Raw genomic sequence first — 23,038 nt, forward strand, 5'->3', positions numbered from 1 at the left:
AGCGAACCCCCTCTGGCGGCTCGGCATGGAATTTGCCGCCCGGAGGCTTAGGCCCAAGGCTCTTATATTACAGTTAACACCTGCGAAGCTAAAGCAGCCTTGGCAAACGGCCCATGAAGGCAACCAGAAAGCAGAGTATTCGCATGACCGATCAACCGGCCAAGATTCTCGTTATTTTCGGCACCCGCCCCGAAGCGATCAAATTGTTCACGGTGGTGGCGGCGCTGAAACAGGATCCGCGATTCGAACCCATCGTCTGCGTTTCGGCCCAGCATCGCGCAATGCTGGATCAGGTGCTGGAGATTGCCGGGATCGTGCCCGACCATGACCTTGACCTGATGCGCCCGAATCAGACGCTCGATGGCCTGACCGCCGCGCTTTTGACCGAACTGGGCGAGGTCATGGACAAGGTGAAGCCCGACCGCGTGACCGTTCAGGGCGATACGGCAACGGCCATGGCGGGGGCCTTGGCGGCCTATTACCGCAAATTGCCGGTCGATCATGTCGAGGCGGGCCTGCGTTCGGGCAATATCTATCATCCATGGCCCGAAGAGGTGAACCGCAAGATCATCGGTGGCATCGCCTCTTTGCATTTTGCGCCCACCACCACCAGCGAGGCGGCGCTGCTGCGCGAGAATGTCAGCGCGGATCGGGTGCATGTGACGGGCAATACGGTGATCGACGCGCTGCACTGGGTCTTGGCGCGAATCGAGGCCGAGCCGAAACTGGCGCGCGGGCTGGATGCGCTGGCCGAGCGGTTTAAGGGCAAGCGAATCATCGGCGTGACCAGCCACCGTCGCGAGAATTTCGGCGAGGGCATGGAAAATATCGCCTCCGCCATCCGCCAGATCGCCGAGCGGCCCGATACCGCGATCATCTTCCCCGTACATCTCAATCCCAATGTGCGCGCAGTGATGAATGAGCGGCTGGTCGGCCTCGACAATGTCGCGCTGATCGAACCGCTCGATTATCCCCATTTCGCGCGTTTGCTCTCGATGGCCGAAATCATGCTGACCGATTCGGGCGGGGTGCAGGAGGAAGCGCCTGCCCTTGGCAAACCTGTTCTGGTGATGCGCGAGACGACCGAGCGGCCCGAGGGCGTTGTCGCAGGGACGGCGCGGCTGGTAGGCACCGATTCTTCGCGTATTGTTTCCGAAATCTTCAGCCTTCTTGACGATAAAGCCGCCTACGAAGCCATGGCGCGCGCCCACAACCCGTTCGGGGATGGGCAGTCCTCGCGCCGCATCGTGGACGCGCTGGCGCAGGAGGTATGGGGCGCATGAAATCGGACAAGAAGCCTGACGTTTGTGTGGTGGGCCTAGGGTATATCGGCCTGCCCACCGCCGCCATTGTCGCCCGTTCGGGCTGCCGCGTACGCGGCATCGATGTCAGCCAGAAGGTGGTGGACACGATCAATCGCGGCGAAATCCATATTGAGGAAGTCGATCTGGACGGGCTCGTCCATGCCGTGGTCGGGCGCGGGCTGCTGACGGCCTCGCTTGAGGTGGCGCCCGCCGATGTGTTTGTCATCGCCGTGCCCACGCCCTTTGGCCCCGATCATGAGCCGGATGTGTCCTATGTGCTGACCGCCGCGCGTTCCATCGCGCCGGTGCTCAAGCATGGCGATGTGGTGATTTTGGAATCGACCAGCCCGGTTGGCACGACCGAGCAGATCCGCGATCTGTTTGCCGAAATGCGCCCGGATCTAAAAATCCCCGGTCTGACGCGCGACATCCCGGATGTGTCAATCGCCTATTGCCCGGAACGCGTGCTGCCCGGCCGCATCCTGCATGAGCTGACCGAGAATGACCGCTCGATCGGCGGCATCACGCCGCGTTGCGCGCGCAAGGCGGTGGGCTTCTACAAGATCTTTGTGCGCGGCCAGTGCATCGCCACGGATGCGCGCAGCGCGGAAATGACCAAGCTGGTCGAAAACGCCTATCGCGACGTGAACATCGCCTTTGCCAACGAACTCTCCATCGTGGCCGACCGCATGGGTCTGGACGTTTGGGAAGTCATCAAGCTGGCCAATCGCCATCCGCGCGTGAACATCCTTTCGCCGGGGCCCGGCGTTGGCGGCCATTGCATCGCGGTCGATCCATGGTTCATCGTGTCGAGCGCGCCGGCTGAAACGCCGCTGATCCGCACCGCGCGCGGCGTGAACGACGGCAAGATCCACCACGTGATCGCCAAGGCCGACGAGTTGATCGCCGCGCACCCCAATGCCCGCATCGCGGCGCTGGGGCTGGCGTTCAAAGCCAATATCGACGATTTCCGTGAAAGCCCGGCGCGCCTTGTCGCCGCCACCCTCGCCCGCAAATATCGCGAGCGGATGAGCATCGTGGAACCCTATGCCACGGTTTTGCCGCGTGAATTCGAAGGCACCGGCGCCACCCAGATCGACCTCGACGAGGCGCTGGAGGAATGCGACATCCTGCTGGTGCTGGTCGATCACGACGCCTTCCGCCAGGTGCCTCTGGCCGAGCGTGCAGGCAAGATCGTCTATGACACGCGCGGCATCTGGCCGGATCAGCCCAAGGGTGGGGCTGAGGTAAGCGAAGGGTTGCGGTTGGTGGGATGAAGATGCCTCCGGCGGGTTAAGGGACTCGTCCCTTAACAATCCCATTAATGGGGTGGCGTGGGGTCGGCAGACTGGCGCGCGACTTGTGATTTGAAAGCCTGCGGCGCTAAAGAGGGCATACCTTCAAGCGCCGCAGGCTTTATTCATTCAAAGGCCGCGCATGGTCGCCCCCCAAGCGCAACGAAGACAATATCGGGATTGTTAAGGGCCCCCGCCCTTAACCCGCCGGAGGCAATCCTCGGCTTAAAACTCAAATCCCCCCATACCACTGATACCCGGCCACATCCTCCCAATACCCCCCCTTGCCGCCATACAGCCCGGCGAGTGTATCACGCACCTCGACCCGCATCACATACTTGGCCTGCTTGTATCCCAACTGCCGCTCGACGCGCAGACGGAGCGGCGCGCCATGCTCCAGCGGCAATTCGCGCCCGTTCATCGCCCATGCCAGAATCGTCTGGGGGTGGAAGGCGTCGACAAGGTCGATGCTTTCGTAATAGGGGTCCTCGCCGGTTTTGTCGGCGCAGTGGAACACCACGAATCGCGCGGTCGGCATCAGCCCCGCCATGGCCAGCACCTGCTCCAATTGCGGCCCTTGCCACTGGCCGATGGCGGACCATCCCTCAACGCAATCGTGGCGGGTGATCTGGCGGCGCTGGGTCATGGCTTTGAGCGCGGTCAGCGGCAGGTCGAGCGGGCGTTTGACAAGGCCATCGACTCGCAGCGACCATCGCGCAAAGCCATCGGCCGCATGGGCCGCCCATGAGGCATCGCCCTCGGTATTGCCGTTCGAGCGGAAGGTGGGCGACATGTCGGCCTCGCGAAATTCGCGTGCCAAGGCATCGCGGCCCAGCAGCAGCCTTTGCGCAGGCCTATGCAGCCCCGCCGCGCCTTCTACCCAGCCCTCAATCGTGGGCTGACGCACAATCCGGTCGCAACCCGAAAGCAGCAGGCCGCCCCCCGCGATCAGGCCCCTCCGCGATAGTGTGGGGCGCGAGATCATGGCCTGCCTCCCTCACGCCGCCATCCGGTAATCATGCCGCGCAACTGATTCACCGGCCCCGACGCCATCACCATCGCCAGATGCACGACCACGAACAGCACAATCCCGCAAAGCCCCAGAAAATGCAGCGAACGCGCCGATTGCCGCCCGCCCAGAACATCGAGCAACCACGGCGCCACCGCATCCATTCCCGGCGATAGCGCCAGCCCGGATGCAATCATCAGCGGCAGCAGACCGAACAGCACCCCGGCATACGCCAGCTTCTGCAACACGCCATAGCCATCATCATGAAAGCGAAAGCGCAGATGATCGACCACATCGCGCGCAATCGAACGCGGCGACCATTCCGCCAGAGTAATATGCAGATCCCGCCTGATATGCCCATTGATCAGCGACCAGAGCAGATAGGCCGCCAGCCCCAAGGCCAGCCCCCATGCAAAACTCAGATGCCAACTGCGCGCCAGCGCCAGATCATAGGTCGAAGGCAGCGTCATCCATCCCGGAAAGGCCAGCGCCAGTTCCTGCCCATCGCTCCCTCGCGAAAGGCCAAAGATTCCCGTCGTCTCGACCGTATGGCCCAGCAGGGTGATGCCGCCATGGTTGGCCCCCGCATTATCGGTCCATGCGCCAAACTCCAGCCATGCCGGATCATCATTCGCGCCATAGGCCCCCCAATAGAGCCGTGGATGGGCGTTGAAAATCATCAGCCCGCTCATCGCCATCACCAACAGCACCAGCACATTGGCCCAATGCCACAGCCGGGTGGAAAGTCGGTGACGGCGCGCCGGAGCGCGCGGCGCATCGCTGCCCTCGCGCAGGATGCGGCCCTTGAAGGGGGTGAAGTTCTTGTCCTCATCCATCGCGCGAATCTAGGCCAGCAATGCCCGTCCGGCAAGATAGGACCAAAATCGCAGCGTCCATATGTGCGCCACAGGTGGGCCGGGCGTAAACTCTGTTCATGTCCGCAACCGCCCCCCTCTTGCGCATTCCGGGAAATTGCCCGGTCGCCTTCAGGACCGAAACCCGGCCCGATGGCGGCAAGGATCGTGGGCGACCCCACCACGGGGAAGGCGGCAAGCCCGTGCCTTTTCCACCGCTTGCCAGCCTTTTATCCCGCCTGCCCACGCATGGCCGCACCCGTGCCGCCAAAGGGCGCGCCAAGCGGCGCGACAGGCCCGTCTGCCTCCGTTTCGCCAGCGCCATGCCGCGCAGCAAAATAGTCCAAAAGCCCGGTCCGGCCGGACCCGAGGACGAGGCAGGGCCCATGACGCATCTGCACAATGACGTGCAGGAACCGGGCCCAATTCGGAGCCGACATGTATGGTCCAAGACCCGGCTGCAATCGTCTGTAGCAGTGCCACCACGCCATATTCGCATGCGCAGCATAGCAGGGCATGATGCGCAGGATTCCATCAATAAACACGCCAAAATGCAAGAATTACGGGAAGATCTTCGCGAGAGAGCGGCATCGGTAACTATACATTCATTCCCGACACCGCCGGAGCTTTCATCCAGTTTTTGCCACCATTTCGGATGCGTAAGCAGTTAACTGCGAAGAAAGCAAAGACTACGCTGCACTGCACACAAGGGGGATCATTCATGGTTGCAATGCCTGCGCAATCCATCGCTTCTGCGCGAACGCCTGCCGTCAAGGTCGAGGATCGCCTGATCAATGGCCAGCTCTTGTTTCAGAGCGACCACGATCCTCTCGATGATGACAATGGCGACGAAAGCGAATTTCGTGGCGGTCTTGACTGGTTCCGAACCGTCGACATCGCCCTTTCCATGGCCGCGCTGGTGGTGTTGGCGCCGCTGCTGCTGGCCGTGGCCATCGCGGTCAAGCTGACCAGCGAAGGACCCGCCATTTTCCGCCACCGCCGCATCGGCCGCAACGGGCAGGAATTCTACTGCTTCAAATTCCGCACGATGGTCTGCGATGCGGACAAGCGCCTGGCGGCGCTGCTGCGCGAAAATCCGGCGGCGCGGGCGGAATGGGAACGCGATCACAAATTGCGCAACGATCCGCGCATCACGCCGATCGGCGTCTTCCTGCGCAAGACCAGTCTGGATGAATTGCCGCAGATCTTCAACGTTCTGTTGGGCACGATGAGCTGGGTGGGGCCGCGCCCCATCGTGGCGGGCGAAATCATCCGCTATGGTCGCCGTTTCAACGCCTATTGCAAGGTGCGCCCCGGCATCACCGGCCTCTGGCAGATTTCCGGCCGCAATGACACGTCCTATCGCCGCCGCGTCGCCATGGATGTGCTTTATGTCCGCACCCGCACCCTGCGGCTCTACAGCCGGATCATCCTGCTGACGGTGCCTGCGGTGCTGCGCCAGCACGGGTCTTATTGAGGCATAAGGATCGTTTCCATTCGAGGCGATGTGCCTGAATGCTCCTGCGCCCACCGCGGGATCGCCAAATCCTGATCTACGCCCCCTCCTTCGGCAGACCTGCCTCACGGTTCTGGCCATCAGGCTGATGGCTGGCGGGGGTGCCTGCGCGCAGGGAGGGGGCGAGGCCTTATCGAAGGGGTGATCGCGCCTGTCGGGTTAGCGCCGACCGGCGCATCGCCCTGTGCACCACCGCGCATCCGCGAATTTCGTACAATATTCGGTTTGAAAAGAATGAAATCGGACCTGTGAGATGGCCAGAATAGTCCAATATCAATTCGATGCATTCTTGACCATCCAGTCTATGGCCGAATAAGTGTTACTTCGTAATGATTGCAGACAACGTCAATTTCCTGATCCGCCGAACCGAACAATTCACATGCCGACTGCATTGGAAAATGTCCAATTCCGGCAATTGATCACAGAAATTTGAATAAATATTTCCCGCCGCCATTCATCGCAATGGCGCCCACTTTACCAGCGTTCACGAAACAGTCTTTTGACTGTGAGGGGGTTTAGACGATGAAGATAGCAATGGTTGGCTCGGGCTATGTTGGTCTTGTGTCAGGCGCGTGCTTTGCCGATTTTGGTCACGATGTGGTTTGCATCGACAAGGATCCGAGCAAGATCGAGCGGCTGAACAACAACATCATGCCGATTTACGAGCCGGGTCTTGCCGAACTGGTGTCGGGCAATGTGAAGGCGGGTCGGCTGTCCTTCACGACGAACCTGGCCGAGGGGATCGAGGGCGCGCAGGCGATCTTCATCGCGGTGGGCACGCCCAGCCGTCGCGGCGATGGCCATGCGGATCTGTCCTATGTCTATGCGGTGGCACAGGAAGTGGGCGAGAATCTGAAGACGCCCGCCGTGATCGTGACCAAGTCGACCGTGCCGGTGGGCACCGGCGACGAGGTCGAGCGCATCATCGCCGAGACGGGCACCAAGGTGCAGTTCGGCGTGGCCTCGAACCCGGAATTCCTGCGCGAGGGCGCGGCCATCGGCGATTTCAAGCGCCCCGACCGCATCGTCGTAGGGGTCGAGGACGAATGGGCCAAGGGCGTGATGAACGAGGTCTATCGCCCGCTGTTCATCAACAAGGCGCCGATCCTGTTCACCAGCCGCCGGTCCTCCGAAATGATCAAATATGCCGCCAATGCGTTTCTGGCGGTCAAGATCACCTTCATCAACGAGATCGCGGACCTGTGCGAAAAGGTGGGCGGCAATGTGCAGGATGTCGCGCGCGGCATCGGCATGGACAACCGCATCGGTTCGAAATTCCTCCACGCCGGGCCGGGTTACGGCGGCTCGTGCTTCCCCAAAGACACGCTGGCGCTGCTCAAAACCGCCGAGGATTATGACAGCCCGACCCGCATCGTCGAGGCCGTGGTCAAGGTCAATGACAGCCGCAAGCGCGCGATGGGCCGCAAGGTAGTCGATGCGCTGGGAGGGCCGACCGAGGCACGCGGCAAGACCGCAGCGCTGCTGGGCCTGACGTTCAAGCCCAACACCGACGACATGCGCGATGCGCCCTCGATCGCGATTGCCCAGACGCTGATGGACGCGGGCGTGCATGTGGTGGCCTATGACCCCGAAGGGATGGAGGCCGCAGCGCCCCTGATGCCCGAGGTCAAGATGGTGGGCGGCGCCTTTGAGGCAGTGACCGGGGCCGATGTGGCCGTGGTCGTAACCGAATGGGACGCCTTCCGCGCCATCGATCTGGAACGGCTGAAGGGCGCGCTCAACACCCCCGTCCTCATCGACCTGCGCAACGTCTTCGACCCCGCTGACGCTCGCGCAAAGGGCTTCGAATATTCCTCCATCGGGCGGATCTGATCATCATGGCAAAGGCCGCCTCACCGCCGCTGCGCCTGCCGGGGCGGCATCATGTCGTAAAGCCCGGCGCGGCCAAGGTGGCGGGGCGTCTGGCCGGGTGGGTCGTGGTGCTGGCGGTGGCGGGCGAAATTCTCGCCCGCCTCGCCCTCACCTCGCCCTCGATCCAGATTGCCGATCCCGATCTGCGCTATACCAACCAGCCCGGCGCGGTGCTGTTTCAGGCCAATGAGGGGTTCGAGCGGATTCAGCTCAATTCGCTGGGCCTCAATGACGGGGAAATCGCGCCAAACCATGCCGGGCCGCGAATGCTGTTTATCGGCGATTCGATGCTGCTGGCCCATCAGGTGCCGAGGCAGAGCAATTATACCAGCCTGCTGGAAGGCAGCCTCGGGATTGATGCGGTCAATGGCGGGCGCGATGCGCTGGGGCCGGCGGAATGGGGGGTGATGGTGCGCCGTCTGGCGCCTGCGGTGCGGCCCGATTACATCGTCGTGATGATGACGCGCGGCGATGCTTTCGATCTGCGCGATGCCCTCATCAAACGAGCAGAGGCGGCCCAAAAGGCGACGGGTGCGCCTACGCATCCGGGCCGTCTGGCTGGCGCATTTGACGCATTGCTGCATCACTCCGCGCTAGCCACGTTTCTGGCCCGCCGCGCCAATCTCTATGTCACAGGGGTGCGCAAGGGCGGCGGATGGCTGCCCTATATTCTCCACGGCTTTCGCGCCTCCCCCGCCCCCAAGCCGGACACGCAGGATTTCCCCGTGGCCGCCATCACCGCCCAACTGGCCGAGCGGATGGCGGAGGCGCAGAAGCGGGATAGAGTGATCTTCATCTCGATACCGGCCTTCACCTATCATGCCGATGGCCGGATGGAATTCGAGCCGCGCTCCGCCGTGGAGCAGGCGATTTTCCCGGCGGCGGCCAAACAAGCGGGCATGCCCTTCGTCGATCTGGGCGATGGAATGCGCGCCGAATTCGCCCACAGCGGGCAGCCCTTTGTCGGTTTTCAAAACAGCGTGATCGGCACCGGGCATCTCAACACCTATGGCCATGAGGTGATCGCCCGCCTGATCGCGGCGCACATGCCCGATCTTATGAAACAGGCCGATGCGGCCCATGCCCGGTCGGCCGAAGCACCCGCAAATACGCCCGCAACCCCCGCCCAATAATCACGCATAAAGAGGCAGCAGGGACGTCATGCTATTCACCTCCACAGACTTTGTCGTCTTTTTCGCCATCCTGCTGGCGATCCTTGCCGCAGTGCGGGCCAGCCGGGCGCGCTTCTATATCGTGCTGGTGGCCAGCTATCTGTTCTATGCCGCGTGGGACTGGCGCTATCTGCCGCTGCTGCTGGCGGTCAGCTTCTGGAACTATGGCTTTGGCCTGATCATCGAGGCGGCGCAGGGGCCGCGTCTGCGCAAATTGTGGATCACGCTGGCCGTGTCGGGCAATATGGGGGCGCTGCTCTATTATAAATACGCCAATTTCTTTCTCGACAATTTGCATGCCATCACCGGGACAAAGGGATCGCTGCTGGCCATCACCCTGCCGCTGGGGATCAGCTTCTTCACCTTTCAGGGCGTGTCCTATGTCGTCGATGTCTATCGGCGCAGCAAACCGGCCACGCATGACATCGTCACCTTCCTGTTCTTCAAGGCCTTTTTCCCGCAATTGATCGCCGGGCCGATTGTCCGCGCGCCCGAATTCCTGCCGCAATTGCAGCGCCCTTTCCGCATGACGCGCCCACTGATCATCATGGGGTTTCAATATTTTCTGGCCGGGGCCTTTTCCAAACTGGTGCTGGCCGACAATCTGGCGATTGCCGCGGACGCGATCTTTGCCGAACCGGGCCTGTATGATGCGCCCACGCTCTGGCTGGGCACGCTGGCCTATGCGGGACAGATCTATTGCGATTTCTTCGGCTATTCGATGATGGCGATCGGCCTGTCGCGGGTGATGGGCTATCGGCTGCCGATCAATTTTCGCATGCCCTATGTCGCGCGCTCGATTCAGGATTTCTGGCGGCGGTGGCATATGACGCTGTCGCGCTGGTTGCGGGATTATCTTTATATCTCGCTGGGCGGCAATCGGCGCGGGCCGGTGCGGACCTATGTGAACCTGATCCTGACCATGCTGATCGGCGGGCTGTGGCATGGAGCCAGCTGGAATTTCGTGCTGTGGGGTGCTTTGCATGGCTCGGTTCAGATTCTCGACCGGTTCTGGACGCTGCACCGGCCCGCCGGGTGGCGGTTGCCCCCAGCGCTGGGCTGGGCGTTGACCTTTATGTTCGTCATTCTGGCGTGGGTCCCGTTCCGCGCCAAGGATTTCCCCACCACGGCCACCTTTCTGAAGGGGCTGGCGGGCATGGGCCATGGGCAAACGCATTGGCTCTATGTGCCCGCCCTGCTCGCGCTGGTTGTGCTGCTGGCATGGCATATCGGTTATGAACGCGTGGGGCGCTGGCGTCAGAGCCTGCTGGGTTTTCGCCATCCCTGGGACATGTGCCAGATGGGCGTGCTGCTGCTGGGCATGCTGGGGATCGTGCTCTTTGCCCCGCTGGGCGGCAATGGCGCCTTCATCTATTTTCAGTTCTGACGAAATCGGGCCCCATCCCAGTGGGATGAGGCCCGATTGAGTTAAACGCAAAGCCCGGATCAGAACAGCACGACGTCCGAGGCATTGAAGGTGTCGACATTGTTCAACGTCGCCACAGCCACCGCCGCCGCACCGCCCTTGCCATCGGCATCGAAATAGAGCGTGTGCAGGCCCGAGTCGAAGTAGAAAGCCGCAACCCCGGTGGCCATCGCCGCCTTGCTGGCCACCAGATTGGCCGAAACCGCATCGCCCAGACCAAAGGCCGCGCGGCTGATCGCGATCATGTCTTCGCCATGCACGAAGTCGGTGATCGTGTCCTTCTGGCCGTCATTGACGGTGAACTGGAAGGTGTCCGCCCCCGCGCCGCCGGTCAGCGTGTTGTAACCGGCCTCGCCGTCCAACAGGTCATTGCCCGCGCCGCCGTCCAGCACGTCGTTGCCATTGCCGCCATAAAGCGTGTCATTGCCATCGTCGCCATAGAACTTGTTCGCGCCTTCATAGCCCTTGATGAAATCATTGCCGCCGCCGCCATAGATGATCGTGGCGGTTGATCCGCCGTAAAGGTGATCGGCATATTCCGAACCGACCAGTCCCTCGATCTGAGCATAGACATCGCCTGCGGCATCGCCGGTGTTGATGCCGGCATCCGACAGGCTGGCGGTAACGCCGGCGGTGGCGGTCTGATAGCTGGCGAAATCGGTGCCGGTTCCGCCATTGAGCACATCGGCCCCGGCCCCGCCGATCAGCGTATCATCACCCGCGCCGCCATTGAGCGTATCATTGCCCGCCCCGCCGTCGAGCGTGTCATTGGCGCTGGTGCCGGTCAGCAGATCATTGCCGCTCATATCCTTGAGCCCGGTGGTGGCCACAGTGGCCAGCGCCTTGGCGGTCGGCAGCAGGTCGTCGGCGGTGCTGGTGTTGACCACCCCGCCATTGCCATAGATCCGGGCGACATAATCGGTGCCGACCGTGGGGGCGGTCAACGAGGAAGAGGACACGCCGTTCAGCACCGCCAGCGTGGTCCAGCTGTTGGCGCCGCCGTCGGTGTCGACCTGGAGCAGCGTGTCGCTGCCGCTGGCGACAAAGCGGACATAGCCATTGGTCTGCAGGTTGCCCTGCCAGCCATACATCGAGGCCAGCACCGACAGGTCGATATAATCACCATCCTTGCCCGAGAAATCGGTGATGATGTCCTTTTGATTGTCCACCACCGAGAACTGGAAAGCATCCGCCCCGGCCCCGCCGGTCAGCGTGTTATAGCCCTGTTCGCCGTCCAGCACGTCATTGCCCGAACCGCCGCTGATCGTGTCATTGCCGGTGGCGCCATAGATCGTGTCATTGCCCGCGCCGCCATAGAGCGTGTCCGAACCGTCCAGACCCAGCAGATAATCGTTGCCCGCGCCGCCATAGAGCTTGGTTGCGCCGTGGTTGGCGATCAGTTGGTCATTGAAATTCGAACCGATCAGACCCTGGATCTGGGAATAGGTGTCGCCCGCCGCATCGCCGGTGTTCATGCCCGGCGTCAGCAGATTGGCCAGCACGCCGCTGGTGGCGGTCTGATAACCAGCATAGTTGAAGCCCGCACCGCCGATCAGCACATCGCCGCCCGCGCCGCCGGTCAGGATGTCATTGCCCGCGCCGCCATCAAGCCGATCATTGGCCGCGCCGCCCACCAAGGCATCATCGCCCGTGGTGCCCGCCAGCTTGACCCCGTTGAACGTGGCCGCCGTGGCGTAATCGGAAACCACCGTTTCGAGCGACACCGCCGAAGCGGTCAGCGAGGAAGCGGTGACGCCGGTCAGCGTCGCCAGCGTGACGAAATTGTTCGCGCCGCCGTCGATATCGACCTGAACCAGCGTGTTGGCCCCGCTGGCCAGAAAGCGGACATAACCATTGGCGAAGACATCGCCGGTCCAGTTATAGTGATGCGCCATGGCCGACAGGTCGATGACATCGCCGTCCTTGGCGGTGAAATCGGTGATCGTGTCGCCCGCTTCCTTGATGTCGATATAGGCGAAGCGATCCGCGCCCGCGCCGCCGGTCAGCTTGTCCGCACCAACGCCGCCCCAGATGTAATCCCGGCCCGCGCCGCCCGAAAGCGTATCGACAAAGTCATTGCCCAGCAGGCGATCATCGCCCGACGTGCCGGTCTGGACGGTGCCCGCCGTGGTGGCCGCCACGGTCAGCGTGCTGTCGTTCATCGTGGTCTGGGCGTTGGGGTTGAATTTGTTGACCGCGGTCTGGAAATTGGAGTCGGAGACCAGATTGCCGACCACATCGCCGCGGGTATAGATGCCGTAACGGCCCTGATCGATCAGGTTGATGTTGCTGACCACGATATCGCGGCCGTCGCCGTCGCCATATTCAAAGAACATGACGCCGTCCTTGTTGCCCGAACCGCTGATATTATAGGCGTTGTTATAGGCGCCGCGCATACCCAGCACGCCGGGGGAGTCGATCACCACCGAGTCATGATAGGAGCCATAGCGCCCTTCGGTGTGCCACGAAAAGGCGAAGGTCGAGGTGGCATAGGCGACCACATTGGTAGCGGTAAGGCCGTAATCCGCGCCATATTTGGTGGGGTCCTTGACCGAGCCGTCAAAGCCGACGGCATTGTCATCGACAGCATGGCGCACGTTTTCGGCATAGAAGCCATCGACCGAGGTGTTCCACGAGCTGGCCGAGTGGACGCCATAGCCATAGTGGCCATTGTCGGTGTCATCGGTCAGGTTGATGGCCGCGCTTTGCGTCACCGAACCATTGACCGAGCCGACAAAATTGATGCCCATCGAATTGCCGTCGCGGACCGTGACGCCCGAAACCACAGTGCCCACCGTCGAGCGGATCTCGACCAGATCCTGTTCCCATGTGGGATGGGTCTGATCACCGCGCACCGTGCCGTTTTCGAAAACGGCCGTGCCGCTGTTGATACCGGCAACGCGCACATTGGTCTGATAGGAACCGGCATCGATCAGCGAGCCCGACAGCGTCACCTTGTCGCCATCGACGGCCACGACCTTCATCGCCTGGCCCATGTGGGTGGTGGCGCCCTGATCGTTCGAGATCTGGTCATCGGCGGTGACCTTGACCCAATCGCCCACCTTCACAGCGCTGCCCGCGCCGGCATAGGTGGCCACGGTGTTGCCATCGGCGGTCTGGGCCAATGTGGCCGAGGTCAGGGCGTCGCTCGACCCTTTGATGGTGACCACGGTGCAATCGCCTGCCTGCTGCAGCGTGCTGCCGTTCAGGTCGATGGTGATCGACTTTTGCGAGACGTCGATGCAGAGGCCTTGGGTGATGGCGATGGTGCTGTTCTGGGCCAGAACGATCTTGCCGCCGTCGGCAATGCTATTGATGGCCTTCTGCAAATCGGCTTCGGTGGCATTGGCGGCGATATAAACAACACTGGTAAAAGTTTGAGTTGTCATAGTCGAAGTCACAAGTAATTCCTTCCAACATCTTTGGCGAAATTACTCTTCTTCGACAGCAAAAATTCGTCATGAAGTAAGTAATAACGCAGTCTTGATAGCGATCGTCAAAATGACCTGCAAGATTTTCGCGATAGACTTGCGACAACCCTGAGGACTTATCGACTTGATGTTGGAAGAATGACCCATCATGGCCCAACGCTGATTTAAACCCTTAGGTTAATAGGATGGTCAGTTATTGATTTGGCGGAATTATGGCCTGCTTTACTTCCACAGGTGGTTAAAAATATACATCTTTGCGCAGGAATTTTGTATCATTATCTTTATGATACAATAATTTATCTCCAAACGATCAGAGGCAAAAAGACAGCAAAAGCATGAAGCAAAAAAATTTGCACCCGTCCGAACATTAACAATTCAGGAGAGCATAAGTACATTTTTGGGACAAAAATGACTGCATTACTGTCAAAAATGAATCATCTTATGAATATTATACGCGCTAATACTCACACCAGCACCGAGGCGCCAGTGTCCCTTTATGACACCAAACCGGCATATCGCCGTCAGACCGGCAAGGATTCGCCGCGCACAGGCGCAAACATGCCCGGCATCAGGCATGCGTCGGTCAACAGATTCGGGGAAAAGGGCCGCGCGGGCCTATCGCCGCTCAGGGGCGATCATCATGATCCTGCAAGATCTTGCAGCCATGGCAAAAATGATCCGGCATAGGCCCATGGCGCCCCGGATCCGCCGACAATTGCCGCGCCTCTTTATAGGCGGGCGAGGCATAGATCTTGTCCATGCTCTGCTTGTGAATATTGCCCAACGGCCGCGCCGTATCCCGGTGGAGATAATTCTCCTCCATCCGGTAATGGCAACAGCCATAGACATGCCCATCGGTGGCCACCAAAGCCGATAGGTAGGGCCAGCCGCATAGCGGCATCCGCTTTTTCGGCCATGGCCGCCACCCCTTGCGCGGGGCAAAGCGATCAACCCACGGATGCTTGCGCCCATCCGACCCGCGAAACACCAGCATATCGTCAATGCCCATCCGCCGCCGATAATCCTCCAGCAGCGGCACCTCATGGCTGTTATGATCGAACACCAGATATTGCAGCGTGATCAGCGGGTGCTTCCCCTTGCGGAATTGCACCAGACGCCGCAGATTATTCTCAACGATATCCAGGTCGCCGCGAATGCGCTGCTGCCCGAAAGTTTCCGGCGAAAGGCCGTCGATGGCGATGATCAATTGCGTCAGCCCCGATTCCGCCAATTCGCGGATCGCCTCATCGGACAGCGGCAGGCTGAAGTTGCTGGTGATATAGGTGTTGATATTGGCATCGGCGGCATAGCGCAGCATCTTGGCCAGATTCTTGTTCAGCAGCGGCTCGCCCAGATTATAGAGCGACATGGCCAGCGTCCGCCCCGCCACCTGATCCACCAGCCCCATGAAGGTTTGCAACTCCATCGGCTTGGGCAGGCTGACCCGCTCGGGATGGCTCAATTTGCTGTGCAGGCAGATGGGGCAGCGCATCTGGCAATTGGGCGAGACATCGACCTTGATGTGAACAGGCACACCCCCGACATCAGGATTGCCCGTCACCAAAGAAAACACGCGCCGCGCGGTGTTGAAAACCTTCCTCGGCGTGAGGTTGACCCGCATCACATAGTTTTTGCGCCAGAACTGGTGCATGCCATAGGCCGATATAGGGAATTTCATGGGCCCCCTGTTCGATACATCGATGCGAGTCATATCCTGATGTAATTCCTAGACTTTACATCAGAAATCGATCCGCCGACAGAACAACAAGACCCAATTCGGGCAGAGTAAACCCGTATAGGAATAAAAATTGCCGCCGGGCCCGGTCCGGCGGAAACACAAAAGACCCCGGCGCCACTTCGCATGAATGCGGGTGACGCCGGGGCCTTATAGCATCAGGCAGCGGGCCGAAGCCCGCCACGCAATCCGATCAGAACACGAAGTCGGTGATCGAGATCGCGGTGTTGACCTGGATTTCGTAGTCCACCGAACCGTTGTGATCGGTGTCGATGCCAACGATGGTGTGGCCATGGTCGGACGTGAAGGTCACGTCGGCCGCGCTAACGCCCAGCTTGGCGACGTTCAGCTTGTCGATGCCGGTTTCGAAATCGAGGATGATGTCACGGTTGCCCGCGCCAACGCCCGAATCGCCAGCGGCGAAGACGAAGGTGTCAGCACCCATGCCGCCGATCAGCGTATCCACGCCTGCATCGCCATACAGCACGTCATCGCCGGCGCCACCGTTCAGCTTGTCATTGCCATCGTCGCCATAGAGACGGTCATTGCCGTCGCCGCCCGACAGCAGATCGTCGCCGTCGCCGCCGTTCAGCTTGTCGTCGCCGGCGCCGCCCGAGAGCGTGTCATTGCCCAGACCGCCCGAGAGCAGGTCGTTGCCGTCGCCGCCATAAAGCTTGTCATCGCCCGCACCGCCCGAGAGCAGGTCGTCAGCCGAACCGCCCGAGAGCGTGTCGTTGCCATTGCCGCCATAGACCGCGTCCGCGCCCCAACCGCCCGAAAGCGAATCGTCGCCGCGACCGCCCGAGAGCCAATCCGTGTCGACCGAACCGCTGATCACGTCATTACCTGTGGTGCCAGTGATACTTGCCATGATGCTCATCCTCTATGCTTGCATGAAGATTACCGTGACCTAAAATTATTATGGCAATTCGTGAGTGCCATTGCACTACTTGCAGCGCACTCTGCAAGCGGCCCGTAATCCGGCGCTGGAGTACGCTTCGCTTAATTTTGAGTCAACTATGATCTTCTTCCAAAATAGATGAGAATCCTTGATTTTTCAGGAACCTTTTGTAGTAATCGGGAATTACTTATTGGTTTTTACTTATAGTCCGCAACACTAAAAAGGATTGCACTATTTCCTGCCCGGCCTTGCCCGATCAGGGCAATCGCCGCCCGCACAACCCAAATCACCACTAAAATCGTATTTTAATAGATACTTGAACGTAAAACCGGCCCTATACTCCGTCCCCGTTCCGCAAGCCCGCCCGGATCGACACCCAATCCGCCTGACAGAGCGAATTTTCATCTACACGCTGATTTAAAAAGGGAAAATCAGCATAAAACCGATCCCGCGCCACTTATGCCCTCTTCCACAATATGGTGACCATAACTGAATCGTCCCCGCCCCTCGCTTCCACAGAGGCAGCCAGCCCGTCCGGGCGCGCTGGCCGGACGCCGACCCAACAAAATTTGCAGATGAATCCAGCGTCTCCCGGCCCGATGGGTCGCCTTACAGGCCGCCGACCGCCGGCGCAGGCGCCGGATGGCCAGGTCGGTCGTGTCGCCCAGACAAAAACATCATCCGTTTTGGATGGAGCGCGACGCCCGGCGGTTTTATCGCAGCACTTTGTTAACCACAGGCTCTATTTTGTCGTTAACTTTTAACCGCCGCCTTACCGGCTCCACGCGCCATCCGCCGTCCCGCACAGGCCTGCTGCGCCCGCCCTTGATCCCCTGCCTGCCACAGGAAAATGCAACCCGATCTCCGCGCGACACCACGCCCTGCTTCCCCGCGCCAGACTGGCCTATCCCGCGCCCAATTCTGTCGGTGCATGCCCCCTTGTCCCGCTCCGATCCTCTCCGCCACAGAGCCAGCAAGATGTTACCTTATAAAGAATAAGTCACAGGCCTCGAACTCTCACCACCCCCTTGGGCCGAGGCGTCCACATGCCGCCAGCCCCCACATGATCGCGACAACACAGAGTCCATCCCCACCCGATCTCTGCCTCAAAAACCGGTCAACTAACGCCGTGGAAGAACCACCAGAGGACCCTCGGCGACTCCACCGTCCAAGCCGGAAAATGCCCATCGGGCCACGCGCAACAATTACATCCGCCGCCCAAGCCGCTCGTTAAGAATCCCTAGGCAAGGTCTTAACATTATCTCCAGCCGTTCTGGACAAGAAGGGGGCCTGTTCAATCGATACAGGGTCGTTCCGACATGCGCGCAAAGCTCAATCTGGTGCCTCATCCCCAACGGGCGACTGCCAAGGCCATCGCTCTGGCCCCGGCGCGCGATGATCGCTTCAAGCCTTTCCTCGTGCCGCTGGGCGATGATCCGGTGGCCCGGATCAAGCCGTGGCCGCTGCCGGTCCGCGCGGCCTGCCTGATCCTTGGCGCCTGCGCCTGCTGGGCCATTCCCGTCGGGGCATGGCTGTTGCTCTGAAATCGCCGGGAATCGCGCCGCCCCTGTTGCGAAAGCGCCTGCCTCTGGGCTAACCCTTAGCCCCTACGGGCAGGGGGCTGTTTATGAAAAGACTGGCATTGGCGGGCCTGATGGCGCTGACGGCGGCGGCGCCTCCGATCAACCTGCCCGGTCCGCAGGCGATTTCGCCCGATGACCGCGCCACCGGGGCCAAGGCCCATCCCGATATGGTGTCCGAATATGGCGGGGCCTATGCCGGGCCGCAATCGGCGATGGTGCGCCGGGTGGGGCTGCGCGTGGCGGGCCAGTCGGGGATCAGCAATGTCGAGCGCGACTTCACCTTCACCCTGCTCAATTCGCCGGTGGAAAACGCTTTCGCGATTCCGGGCGGCTATGTTTACACCACGCGCGCGCTGCTCGCCCTGATGAACAATGAGGACGAGCTGGGCTTTGTGCTGGGCCACGAGACCGGCCATATCGCCGCCCGCCATTCCGAAAAGCGCCAGCAGGTGGCCCAGCGCTCGACCTTGCTGGGCGCGCTGGGCCAGGCGGTGCTGGGCGGCGTGCTGGGCGGGGGCGCGATCGGGCAATTGGGCAATCAGATCGGACAGGCCGGGATCAACCGTCTGGTGATGGGCCATGTCATGGCCTATTCGCGCGGCGAGGAATTCGAGGCCGACGATCTGGGCGGCGTCTATATGCAGAAGGCGGGCTATAATCCGGCCTATGCCTCCACGATGCTGTCCTCGCTGGCGGCGCAGACCGGGCTGGAATCGCGCCTTGCGGGCAATGCGCGCAACACGCCGGGCTGGGCCATGTCGCATCCCAACCCCGAGGCCCGCGTCACCCGCGCGCTGGACCGCGCGCGCCAGATGGGCATCGGGGCGCCTCCGGGGTCCAAGGCGAATGAGGCCTTCCTGCTTTCGCTGCGCGGCATGATCTATGATGACGATCCGCAGCAGGGCGTGATCGAGGGCCAGACCTTCACCTATCCGCCCGACCGCCTGCGCTTCACGGTGCCGGCCGGCTATGGCATGTCGAACGGATCGGACGCGGTCACCATCTCCGCCAAAGGCGGCAATGGACAGGGACAGGCCAGCTTTACCGGCGGGGCGTATAAGGGCGATCTGGGCGCTGTGCTGCGCGCCCGGTTCAAGGCCATCGCCAAGGACGGGCAGGTGGGCGAGATCAGGGGCGTGCCCGGCACGATCAACGGCATGCAGAGCCTGAGCGCCAGCGTGCGGGGCAATACCGGATCGACCACGATGGATCTGACCGTGGTGGCCGTGGCCGTGGCGGCGGACCGGGCCTATGCCTTTACCGTGATCCAGCCTGCCGGACAGGGGCTTGGCGATCTGGCCCCGCTGGTCAATGGCTTTACCCGGATCTCGCCCGCGCAGGCCGCCGCGATCCGCCCGCGCATCGTCGATGTGGTGCGCACCGGGCCGGGCGATACGGTCGCCTCCATGGCCGCGCGCATGGCCTATAATGACAATGCGGCAGAACGTTTTCTGGTCCTCAACGGCCTGCCCGCGGGCACCACGCGGCTGACGCCGGGGGCCATGGTCAAGCTGGTGGTGTGGAAGCGCTAGGATTTTAGAGTCCGTTTTCAGCATATTGCCGCTGGACCTCACCTTGCGCGGGTCCTAGCCTGCCCCGGTAATATCGAACGGGGACTGGTTTTGCGGGCTAATTGGCTGATCTCGACGGCTTTGGTGATGATCCCGGCGGGCATAAGCGCGGCGGAGCCTGCGCGGCGCCCGCTGATCGCCCCGCCCGAGGAATGGGTGATCGATGCGCCCATCCCCCCCGCCCCGCCCGTGGCCGAGGGCGCGGCCACGGTCAGCCTGCTCAACGACACCCAGATCCGCCTGTCCGACAAGGGCGATACGGTGTTCAGCGCCGATATCTACAAGATCGCCACCGCGCAGGGGCTCGATGAAGCCTCCTTGCAACTGACATGGGACCCCTCGCTCGAAGTGCTGACCATCCACCGCTATCGCCTGTGGCGCGATGGGCGGATGATCGACCTGCTGGGCGATGGCCCCGACCGGGGCAAGGGCATCACCGTGATGCAGCGCGAAAAGAACATGGAAAGCGCCGCGCTGGACGGCGAACTGACCGCATCGATGCAGCCTGACGGGGTGCGCGTGGGCGATATCGTCGATCTGGCCTATACGATCACGCGCCATGACCCGGCCACCGGAGGGCGTTCGCAATTGATGGTGGGGCCGCCCAACGGGGTGCCGATCGGACGGCTGCGGCTGCGCGCGATCTGGCCCGCGACGCGCGCCACGCAATGGCGCGCATGGCCCGGCGCGGTCCAGCCCGTGCTGACGGAAAAGGGCGGGATGAAGGAACTGGTGGCCGACATGGCCAATGTCACCACCGCCCGCCCGCCATCCAAGGCGCCCTCGCGGTTTCGCGCGGTCAATCTTGTCGAACTGACCGATTTTGCCGACTGGCAGACGGTGTCGCGCACCTATGCCGACCTGTTCGACAAGGCCGCGGCCCTTTCACCCACCAGCCCGGTGCGGGCCGAAGCCGCCAAAATCGCCGCCACCACCAGCGACCCGCGCAAAAGGGCCGAAATGGCTCTGCAACTGGTCGAGCAGCAGGTGCGCTATCTGTTCATCGGCATTGACGATGGCGGCTTCGTGCCCGCGCCCGTCGATCTGACATGGCAGCGCCGCTTTGGTGATTGCAAGGGCAAGACCGCGCTGCTGCTTGCGCTGCTGCGCGAATTGGGCGTGTCGGCCCGGCCCGTGCTGGTCAACACCGACGCCGGCGATTTCACCGCCAACCGCCTGCCCACCATGGCCGCGTTTGACCATGTCATTGCCGAGGCGGTGATTGACGGGCGCTCCTATTGGCTGGACGGCACGCGGATCGGCGACACGCGGCTGGATCGGTTGCGCACGCCCGATTATGTCGTGGGCCTGCCCGCCACGGCGCAAGGCTCGGGTTTTGTGCCGATGGTGCCCGAAGCCTTGACCGAACCGACGCAGATCACCAGCCTCGATCTGGACGCCGGCGCGGGGATCGAGGCGCCCGCCCCGGCCAAGGCCGAAATCCGCTATCGCGGGGAAACCGCCCATGCGATGCGCGAGCGGTATAATGGCCTGTCGGCGGGCGATCTGGACCGTGCGCTGAAGAAATTGTGGCGCGACACCTATGATTTCATCACGCCCGTGCAGGTGAGCGCGCGCGAAGAGGCGGACAAGGGCGAATTCGTCGTCTCGCTCAAAGGCACGGCCAAGATGGACTGGTATGTCGAGGGCGCCTCGCGCTGGTATGAGCTGGACCACGCGCGGGTCGGGTGGAAATTCACGACCACGCGTGAGGGAGAGATCCAGACCGACGCGCCCTATGCCGTCGATCACCCCGAATGGTGGGCCAACCGCGAGGTGATCCACCTGCCGCAGGGGGGCAAGGGCTTCACGCTTCAGGCGACATCGGACGATACGCAGGTGGGCGGCATCTACGCCTTCCACCGCAAGGTCAGCCTGGATGGCGATACGGTACAGATGGAGAATGACACCCGCTCGCTCAAGCGCGAATTGCCCGCCGCCGAGGCGGAAAGCGCGCGCGATCAGTTGCAGAAGCTGGCCAATACCGGCGCCTTCATCCGCGTGCCCACCGATTATTTCCCCACCGACGCCGATCTGGCGGCGCTGAAAGACAATAAGCCCGCGCTGGCCAAGGCGCATATGATGCGCGGGGCGGTAATGTCGGATCGAGACAAGCATGCACTCTCGATTGCCGAGGAGCGCGCAGCGCTGGCGCTCGATCCCAAACTGACCCCGGCGCGGGCGATATTGGCGCTCAATCTGGCCATGACCGGTGAAGCGACGGCCGATGCCGAGGCGCAGACCGCAATCCGCGAGGATGACAAGCAATGGCTGGCGTGGAGCGCGCGGTCCTTTGTCGCGGCCCGGGCCGGACATCAGGCCGAGGCGATCACCTATGCGGACAAGGCGCTGGAGCTGAACCCGCGCGATTTACGCAGCATGATGGTGCGCGCCGGTTCGCGGATCGATGCGGGCCAATATGGCGCCGCGCTGGCCGATCTGGACAAGGCGCTCTCCATCCTTCCCAAATTGCCGGTCGGGACGCTGCGGGCGATCGCGCTGGCCGGTCTGGGGCGTCAGGGCGAGGCGATGGAACAGCTCAACCAGACGCTGGAAACCACGCCGGGCGATGGACGGGCGCGTTTGCTGCGCGCCAATCTGCGCCGACAGATGGATGACCGCGAGGGGGCGCTGGAGGATCTGTCATGGCTGATCGAGCATGGGCCGGACGTGCTGCATTATCTTTCCCGCGCCAGCGTCTGGGGGCCGCAGGACAAGGCCAAGCGCGATGCAGATCTGGCCTCCGCGCTTAAGCTGGAGCCGCGCAACACCAAGGCGCTGCTCGCGCGGGCGGCCTATGCGATCGAGGATCACCAGTTCGAGGCGGCCGAGCGCGATCTGGGCGCCGCCGACAAGATCAGCCCCGGATCGAGCGATGTCGCCAATCTGCGCATGGAATGGCTGGGGCGGCAGAACCGGGTGGAAGAAGCGCTGAAAATCGCCGACGGGCTGATCGCAGCCCATGCCGACAGTGCGACGGCCTATAACAGCCGCTGCTGGCTGCGCGCCACGCATGGGGTGGGGCTGGATGCGGCGCTGGAGGATTGCAACACCGCGCTGCGCCTGTCACCCAATGCGCCGGCCTATCTCGACAGCCGCGCCTTTGTGAAATTCCGGCAAGGCGACATGAAGGGGGCGATCGGCGATTATGACGCCGCGCTGCGCCGGGCGCCCACGCTGGTCAGCTCGCTCTATGGCCGGGGGCTGGCCTATGCGCGGCTGGGGGATCGCAACCGGGCGCTGGCCGACATTGCCCGTGCGCGCAGCATTCACCCCGATGTGGACGCGCTGTTCAACGGTTATGGCACGCCCGCACCCAAGGACTTTTGACAGGCGGCGCCTTTCCGGTTTGGCCGAATCACTGATTTG

At 62.1% G+C, this 23,038-nt stretch carries 14 protein-coding genes; 9 read left to right on the forward strand and 5 right to left on the reverse strand.

Annotation, left to right across the window (positions count from 1 at the left end):
- Positions 1-143: 143 nt before the first annotated feature.
- A complete protein-coding gene (wecB, locus tag GGR38_RS12115) occupies positions 144-1,283 on the forward strand; it encodes a non-hydrolyzing UDP-N-acetylglucosamine 2-epimerase (RefSeq protein ID WP_183625846.1) in 1,140 nt (379 codons plus the stop codon).
- Positions 1,280-2,581 (forward strand): UDP-N-acetyl-D-mannosamine dehydrogenase, encoded by a 1,302-nt coding sequence (gene wecC / locus GGR38_RS12120; protein ID WP_183625848.1) that lies wholly within the window; start codon positions 1,280-1,282, stop codon positions 2,579-2,581. Before wecB ends, wecC begins: the two co-directional genes overlap by 4 nt.
- Before the next feature lie 250 nt (positions 2,582-2,831).
- Here wecC and GGR38_RS12125 read toward each other — a convergent pair whose 3' ends face one another.
- Both GGR38_RS12125 and GGR38_RS12130 read right to left on the reverse strand, forming a co-directional pair.
- Positions 2,832-3,584: a molybdopterin-dependent oxidoreductase gene (locus GGR38_RS12125; RefSeq protein WP_183625850.1), complete on the reverse strand. Its 753-nt coding sequence runs from the start codon at positions 3,582-3,584 to the stop codon at positions 2,832-2,834.
- Positions 3,581-4,444: a cytochrome b/b6 domain-containing protein gene (locus GGR38_RS12130; RefSeq protein WP_183625852.1), complete on the reverse strand. Its 864-nt coding sequence runs from the start codon at positions 4,442-4,444 to the stop codon at positions 3,581-3,583. Before GGR38_RS12130 ends, GGR38_RS12125 begins: the two co-directional genes overlap by 4 nt.
- A 739-nt stretch (positions 4,445-5,183) precedes the next feature.
- Here GGR38_RS12130 and GGR38_RS12135 point away from each other — a divergent pair.
- The 4 genes from GGR38_RS12135 to GGR38_RS12150 all read left to right on the forward strand — a co-directional run bounded on the left by GGR38_RS12135 (position 5,184) and on the right by GGR38_RS12150 (position 10,409).
- On the forward strand, positions 5,184-5,939 hold the full coding sequence (locus GGR38_RS12135) for a sugar transferase (RefSeq protein WP_281379402.1): 756 nt from the start codon (positions 5,184-5,186) through the stop codon (positions 5,937-5,939).
- A gap of 561 nt (positions 5,940-6,500) precedes the next feature.
- Positions 6,501-7,811: a UDP-glucose dehydrogenase family protein gene (locus GGR38_RS12140; RefSeq protein ID WP_183625854.1), complete on the forward strand. Its 1,311-nt coding sequence runs from the start codon at positions 6,501-6,503 to the stop codon at positions 7,809-7,811.
- Positions 7,812-7,816: 5 nt separating this feature from the next.
- Positions 7,817-8,983 (forward strand): SGNH/GDSL hydrolase family protein, encoded by a 1,167-nt coding sequence (locus tag GGR38_RS12145; RefSeq protein ID WP_183625856.1) that lies wholly within the window; start codon positions 7,817-7,819, stop codon positions 8,981-8,983.
- A 28-nt stretch (positions 8,984-9,011) separates the two neighbouring features.
- Entirely contained in the window at positions 9,012-10,409 is a 1,398-nt protein-coding gene (locus GGR38_RS12150; RefSeq protein ID WP_183625858.1) for an MBOAT family O-acyltransferase, read from the forward strand.
- Positions 10,410-10,468: 59 nt separating this feature from the next.
- Here GGR38_RS12150 and GGR38_RS12155 read toward each other — a convergent pair whose 3' ends face one another.
- The 3 genes from GGR38_RS12155 to GGR38_RS24435 all read right to left on the reverse strand — a co-directional run bounded on the left by GGR38_RS12155 (position 10,469) and on the right by GGR38_RS24435 (position 16,485).
- Positions 10,469-13,837: a beta strand repeat-containing protein gene (locus tag GGR38_RS12155; RefSeq protein WP_183625860.1), complete on the reverse strand. Its 3,369-nt coding sequence runs from the start codon at positions 13,835-13,837 to the stop codon at positions 10,469-10,471.
- Positions 13,838-14,504: 667 nt separating this feature from the next.
- Complete coding sequence (locus GGR38_RS12160; protein ID WP_183625862.1) at positions 14,505-15,557, reverse strand: radical SAM protein; 1,053 nt, start codon at positions 15,555-15,557, stop codon at positions 14,505-14,507.
- A gap of 250 nt (positions 15,558-15,807) precedes the next feature.
- Positions 15,808-16,485 (reverse strand): calcium-binding protein, encoded by a 678-nt coding sequence (locus tag GGR38_RS24435; RefSeq protein ID WP_281379403.1) that lies wholly within the window; start codon positions 16,483-16,485, stop codon positions 15,808-15,810.
- A 1,349-nt stretch (positions 16,486-17,834) separates the two neighbouring features.
- On the opposite strand from GGR38_RS24435, the gene GGR38_RS12170 reads away from it, so the two are divergent.
- From GGR38_RS12170 to GGR38_RS12180, 3 genes are all read left to right on the forward strand, one after another.
- Positions 17,835-18,059: a hypothetical protein gene (locus GGR38_RS12170; protein ID WP_183625866.1), complete on the forward strand. Its 225-nt coding sequence runs from the start codon at positions 17,835-17,837 to the stop codon at positions 18,057-18,059.
- Between the two features lie 83 nt (positions 18,060-18,142).
- The gene (locus GGR38_RS12175; RefSeq protein ID WP_183625868.1) at positions 18,143-19,630 is read left to right on the forward strand and encodes a M48 family metalloprotease; all 1,488 of its coding nucleotides are present in this window, start codon (positions 18,143-18,145) and stop codon (positions 19,628-19,630) included.
- A 90-nt stretch (positions 19,631-19,720) separates the two neighbouring features.
- Entirely contained in the window at positions 19,721-22,999 is a 3,279-nt protein-coding gene (locus GGR38_RS12180) for a DUF3857 domain-containing protein (RefSeq protein WP_246404544.1), read from the forward strand.
- Positions 23,000-23,038 lie beyond the last annotated feature (39 nt).

It is taken from the genome of Novosphingobium sediminicola (assembly GCF_014196525.1).
Lineage (GTDB): Bacteria > Pseudomonadota > Alphaproteobacteria > Sphingomonadales > Sphingomonadaceae > Novosphingobium > Novosphingobium sediminicola.

Excerpts from the sequence above, each read along its gene's own strand:
- wecB (WP_183625846.1), top strand. The coding sequence starts at position 144 with ATGACCGATCAACCGGCCAAGATTCTCGTTATTTTCGGCACCCGCCCC.
- wecC (WP_183625848.1), top strand. The coding sequence starts at position 1,280 with ATGAAATCGGACAAGAAGCCTGACGTTTGTGTGGTGGGCCTAGGGTAT.
- GGR38_RS12125 (WP_183625850.1), bottom strand. The coding sequence starts at position 3,584 with ATGATCTCGCGCCCCACACTATCGCGGAGGGGCCTGATCGCGGGGGGC.
- GGR38_RS12130 (WP_183625852.1), bottom strand. The coding sequence starts at position 4,444 with ATGGATGAGGACAAGAACTTCACCCCCTTCAAGGGCCGCATCCTGCGC.
- GGR38_RS12135 (WP_281379402.1), top strand. The coding sequence starts at position 5,184 with ATGGTTGCAATGCCTGCGCAATCCATCGCTTCTGCGCGAACGCCTGCC.
- GGR38_RS12140 (WP_183625854.1), top strand. The coding sequence starts at position 6,501 with ATGAAGATAGCAATGGTTGGCTCGGGCTATGTTGGTCTTGTGTCAGGC.
- GGR38_RS12145 (WP_183625856.1), top strand. The coding sequence starts at position 7,817 with ATGGCAAAGGCCGCCTCACCGCCGCTGCGCCTGCCGGGGCGGCATCAT.
- GGR38_RS12150 (WP_183625858.1), top strand. The coding sequence starts at position 9,012 with ATGCTATTCACCTCCACAGACTTTGTCGTCTTTTTCGCCATCCTGCTG.
- GGR38_RS12155 (WP_183625860.1), bottom strand. The coding sequence starts at position 13,837 with ATGACAACTCAAACTTTTACCAGTGTTGTTTATATCGCCGCCAATGCC.
- GGR38_RS12160 (WP_183625862.1), bottom strand. The coding sequence starts at position 15,557 with ATGAAATTCCCTATATCGGCCTATGGCATGCACCAGTTCTGGCGCAAA.
- GGR38_RS24435 (WP_281379403.1), bottom strand. The coding sequence starts at position 16,485 with ATGGCAAGTATCACTGGCACCACAGGTAATGACGTGATCAGCGGTTCG.
- GGR38_RS12170 (WP_183625866.1), top strand. The coding sequence starts at position 17,835 with ATGCGCGCAAAGCTCAATCTGGTGCCTCATCCCCAACGGGCGACTGCC.
- GGR38_RS12175 (WP_183625868.1), top strand. The coding sequence starts at position 18,143 with ATGAAAAGACTGGCATTGGCGGGCCTGATGGCGCTGACGGCGGCGGCG.